This window comes from Geodermatophilus sp. SYSU D00700 (assembly GCF_054050255.1).
Window position 1 is genome coordinate 1 of the sequence record NZ_JBJGZA010000071.1, and the last position, 4,369, is coordinate 4,369.

Consider the following 4,369-nt stretch of genomic DNA (forward strand, 5'->3'; position numbering starts at 1 on the left):
CTGCGCGGTCGGCGACCTGGGCCGGCTCGGCGCGCTAATGGCTATCCTGACCGGCGGGATGTACGGGTGTGGTGACCGTGCAGTGCCGGGGATGGGCACGGACACCCTGCTGACCAGTCGGGCACTCCCGCGGAAGTGCCTGGGGTCAGCCCTCGACGAGGGCGCCGTGGGCCGTGGCCACCTGGACGGCCTGGGCGAGGTCGAGACGGACACCGGTCAGCTCCAGCGCCCGCCACGGCCAGGCCTCGGTGGCCGCGCCGCGCAGGTCGGAGCCGCGCAGCCTCGTCCCCTGCAGCCGGGCGCGGTCGAGGTCGGCGCCGGTGAGGTCGCACTCGCGCAGGTCGGCGTCGGTGAGGTCGGCCTCGCGGAACCGCTGACCGGACAGGTCGCTGCCCGAGAGGTCCACCCCCCGCAGCGACGTCCAGCTCCAGTCCGAGTCGCTGCTGGTCAGCGGCCGCACCGTGGCGCCGACGAACTGCGAGCCGGTGAGCTTGCAGCCGTCCCAGACGACGTCGATGAGCCGGGCGCGGTCGAACCGGCAGGAGAGGAACGCGCTGCCGCGGTGCCGGGCGCCGCTCATCCGCACGCCGGTCAGCACGCAGGAGTCGAACACGCAGCGCCGGGTGACCAGCTCGGTGAGGTCGGCGTCCTCGAAGCGGCAGCGGGTGAAGGCGACGCCGTCGAGCTCGGCGCCCCACCAGTCGACGCGGGCGAGGTCGGCGTCCTCGAGCTCCTCCCCCGGCTCCGGCGGGCGGACGTGGGGCCGGCCCCTCAATGCGCCCGGCCTCAGTGCGCGAAGTGGCGGGTGCCGGTCAGGTACAGCGGGACGCCGGCCGCCCGCGCCGCCGCGACGACCTCCTCGTCCCGCACCGACCCGCCCGGCTGCACGACCGCCCGCACCCCGGCGTCGAGGAGCACCTGCAGGCCGTCGGCGAACGGGAAGAACGCGTCGGAGGCGGCGACCGACCCGGGGGCGCGCTCCCCCGCCCGCGTCACGGCGAGCCGGGCGGCGTCGACCCGGTTGACCTGTCCCATGCCCACGCCGACGGTCGCCTTGTCGTGGGCGAGCAGGATCGCGTTGGACCGGACCGCGCGCACGCTTCGCCAGGCGAAGACGAGGTCGTCGAGGCCGGCGGCGTCCAGCGGCTCCCCGGTGGCGAGGGTCCAGGTGGTGGGGTCGTCGCCGGCGGCGTCGATACGGTCGGCGGTCTGCAGCAGCAGCCCCCCGCTGACCGGCCGCGTCTCCACCGCCGGCCGGCCGGCCTCGGGCAGCCGCAGCAGCCGGATGTTCTTCTTCGCCGTCAGCACCTCGACGGCGTCCGCGGTGAACGACGGCGCGACGACGACCTCGGTGAACACGCCGGCGACCTGCTCGGCCATGGCCAGGTCGACCTCGCGGTTGGCCGCGATGACGCCGCCGAAGGCCGAGACCGGGTCGCAGGCGTGCGCCTTGCGGTGGGCAGCGGCGACGTCGGTGCCCACCGCGATCCCGCAGGGGTTGGCGTGCTTGACGATCGCCACGCACGGGTCGTTGTGGTCGTGCGCGGCCCGCCACGCGGCGTCGGTGTCGACGTAGTTGTTGTAGGACATCTGCTTGCCGTGCAGCTGCTCGGCGTGCGCCAGCCCGGGCTGTCCGCTGCGGTAGAGCGCCGCGCGCTGGTGCGGGTTCTCGCCGTAGCGCAGCACCTCGGCGCGCTCCCACGAGGCACCGGCCCACGCCGGGAAGCCCGACTCGTCGTCCGGGGCCAGCACGTTGCCCATCCAGGAGGCGACGGCGATGTCGTAGGTGGCGGTGTGCCGGAACGCCGCGGCGGCCAGCCGCTGCCGCTGGGCCAGGGTGAACCCGCCGCCGGCGACCGCGGCGAGCACGTCGCCGTAGCGGGCCGGGTCGACGACCACGGCGACCGACGGGTGGTTCTTCGCCGCGGCGCGCACCATCGCCGGGCCGCCGATGTCGATCTGCTCCACGCACTCGTCCGACGTGGCGCCCGAGGCCACGGTCTCGGTGAACGGGTAGAGGTTGACCACCACGAGGTCGAACGCGGTGATGCCGAGGTCCTCGAGCTGGCGCACGTGCTCGGGCCGGCGCCGGTCGGCGAGGATCCCCGCGTGCACCGCGGGGTGCAGGGTCTTGACCCGCCCGTCGAGGCACTCCGGGAAGCCGGTCACCTGCTCGACCGGGGTGACCGGGACGCCGGCGTCGGCGATGCGCCGCGCCGTCGCGCCGGTGCTGACCAGCTCCACGCCGGCGTCGGCCAGGCCGCGGGCGAGCTCCTCGATTCCGGTCTTGTCGTACACGCCGAGCAGGGCCCTGCGGACGGGGACGCGGTCGTCGGTTCCGGTCACTGGGGCTGCCTCCGTCCCGGTGACGAGTCGCGCCACCGTCTCCACCAGGAGCGTGCGCTCCACGGCCTTGATCCGTTCGTGCAGGCGGTCCTCGTCGTCGCCGGGCAGCACCGCCACCTCGCGCTGGGCCAGCACGGGACCGGTGTCGACGCCGGCGTCGACCAGGTGCACGGTGCTCCCGGTGACCGGCACCCCGGCGGCCAGCGCGTCCCGGACGGCGTGCGCGCCGGGGAAGGCCGGGAGCAGCGCGGGGTGGGTGTTGACCAGGCGGCCCTCGTACCGGGCCAGGACGGCGGGGCCGACGATCCTCATGAAGCCCGCGGAGACGACCCAGTCGGGGCGGTGCGCGGCGATCGCGCCGGCCAGCGCGGCGTCCCACGCGGCCCGGTCGGGGAAGTCGCGCAGCCGCACCGTGAAGGTGGGCAGGCCGCGGCGGCGGGCGTGCTCCAGCCCGGCGGCGTCGCGGTCGCTGCCGACGGCGACCACCTCGGCCGGGTACTCGGCGTCGTCGGCGGCGGCCAGCAGCGACGCGCACAGCGACCCGGTGCCCGACAGCAGCACCACGACCCGCGCCCGCTCGGGACGTACGGCGGCCGGCACGCCGCCGACAGTAGACGGACACGCCAGTCGCTCCCCGGCCCCCTCGCAGGGCCCCGCCACGAGCTCGCGAGTGGTGGGGGCGAGGGGGTCCTTGCTCAGTCGCCCGCGCGCCAGCGGGTGACGGACGCGGCGACGGCGGCGGCGATGCCGGCCTGCACCGCCACGGCGAGCCCGGTGGCCAGCGGCGGGGCGCCGACGTCGGCCAGCGCGCCGTCGCCCAGGGAGCCGCCGGCGACGGCCACGGCCAGCCCGCACGCGACGCCGAGCAGCACCCCGGCGAGGACGCCCCACAGCCCGGCCGACACCGAGCCGCCGTCGTCGTCGGTCATCCGGCGGCCGAGCACGGTCCCGGTGACCAGGCCGGCCAGGGCGGGGACCGCCTGCGAGGCGAACGCGAGCAGCGGCACCGCCTGGGTGTCGGGCAGGGCGGCCAGCAGCGGCAGCGCGGGGACCGGGCCGAGGCTGACGCCGTGCACCGAGACCACGGTCGCGGAGCCGACCGCGAAGCCGGGCCCGGCGGCCACCCCGAGCGCGGCGGCGGCCGCGTTGGGCAGCAGCAGCGCCCCGAGCCCCAGCAGGCCGAGGACGCCGGCGCCCGAGCCGCCCAGCGACCCGGCGACGGCGGCGTACCCGGCGGTGTCGGAGGCCAGGGCGACGGCGACCACCGCGCAGCACAGCCCGGCGGCGGTGAGCAGCCCGGCCAGCACGGCGGGCAGCACCGGCCGCGCCGGCCCCGGCAGCCGGTCGAGGAGGTCCTCGAGCAGGCCGCCCTCCCGCAGCATGCCCCAGCCGACGGCGAGGACGGCGAGGACCGCCGCGCCGGCCGTGCAGCGCAGCAGGTCGGTGCGCGCACCGGGCCCGTCGACGGCGAGTGCCACCAGCACGACGAGCAGGGCGTGGACGGCGGTCCCGGTCCCCACGACGACCCCGGCGGCGCCCGGCCCGGGCGGTTCGGTCACCCGTGCGACGCCCCGGCCGGCGCGGGCCAGCCCGAACGCGACGGCGAGGGTGACCAGCAGCGGTGCGAGCACCAGCGGGCCCGAGGACAGCCGGAGGCCCCCGCCGTTGGCCAGCAGCCACAGCTGCCCGGCGACCCGGGCCGAGCCGCCGACGGGCAGGCCGCCGGTCGGGTCGAGCGCCTGGACGACGACCAGCGCCAGTCCCAGCCCGACGAGTCCCAGGACGGTCACCGCGGCGGTGGCGGCGGCCGCGAGGGCCACGGGGTACCCGGCCCGGTGCGCACCGGGCGCCTGCTGCCCGGGCAGGGGCAGACGTGCCAGCAGGGAGACCACGTCCCCACTGTCGCAAGCGCGGCCGCGGTCTGTCCGCCGCACGCGCCGGAGCGGTCCCCCGGACGCCGGTGGGGGGGGGCGGGGGGGGGCGGGGGGCCCCCCCCCCCGCGGGGTGGGGCGCGGGGGGGGGG

3 protein-coding genes are annotated in these 4,369 nt (G+C 77.6%); all 3 read right to left on the minus strand.

Going from position 1 to position 4,369, the window contains the following annotated elements:
- Positions 1–145: 145 nt before the first annotated feature.
- Positions 146–775: a pentapeptide repeat-containing protein gene (locus tag ACI79V_RS24250; RefSeq protein WP_456893476.1), complete on the minus strand. Its 630-nt coding sequence runs from the start codon at positions 773–775 to the stop codon at positions 146–148.
- An 11-nt stretch (positions 776–786) separates the two neighbouring features.
- On the minus strand, positions 787–2,946 hold the full coding sequence (gene purH, locus ACI79V_RS24255; RefSeq protein WP_456893478.1) for a bifunctional phosphoribosylaminoimidazolecarboxamide formyltransferase/IMP cyclohydrolase: 2,160 nt from the start codon (positions 2,944–2,946) through the stop codon (positions 787–789).
- A gap of 95 nt (positions 2,947–3,041) precedes the next feature.
- The gene (locus tag ACI79V_RS24260; RefSeq protein ID WP_456893480.1) at positions 3,042–4,238 is read right to left on the minus strand and encodes a cell division protein PerM; all 1,197 of its coding nucleotides are present in this window, start codon (positions 4,236–4,238) and stop codon (positions 3,042–3,044) included.
- Positions 4,239–4,369: the final 131 nt, after the last annotated feature.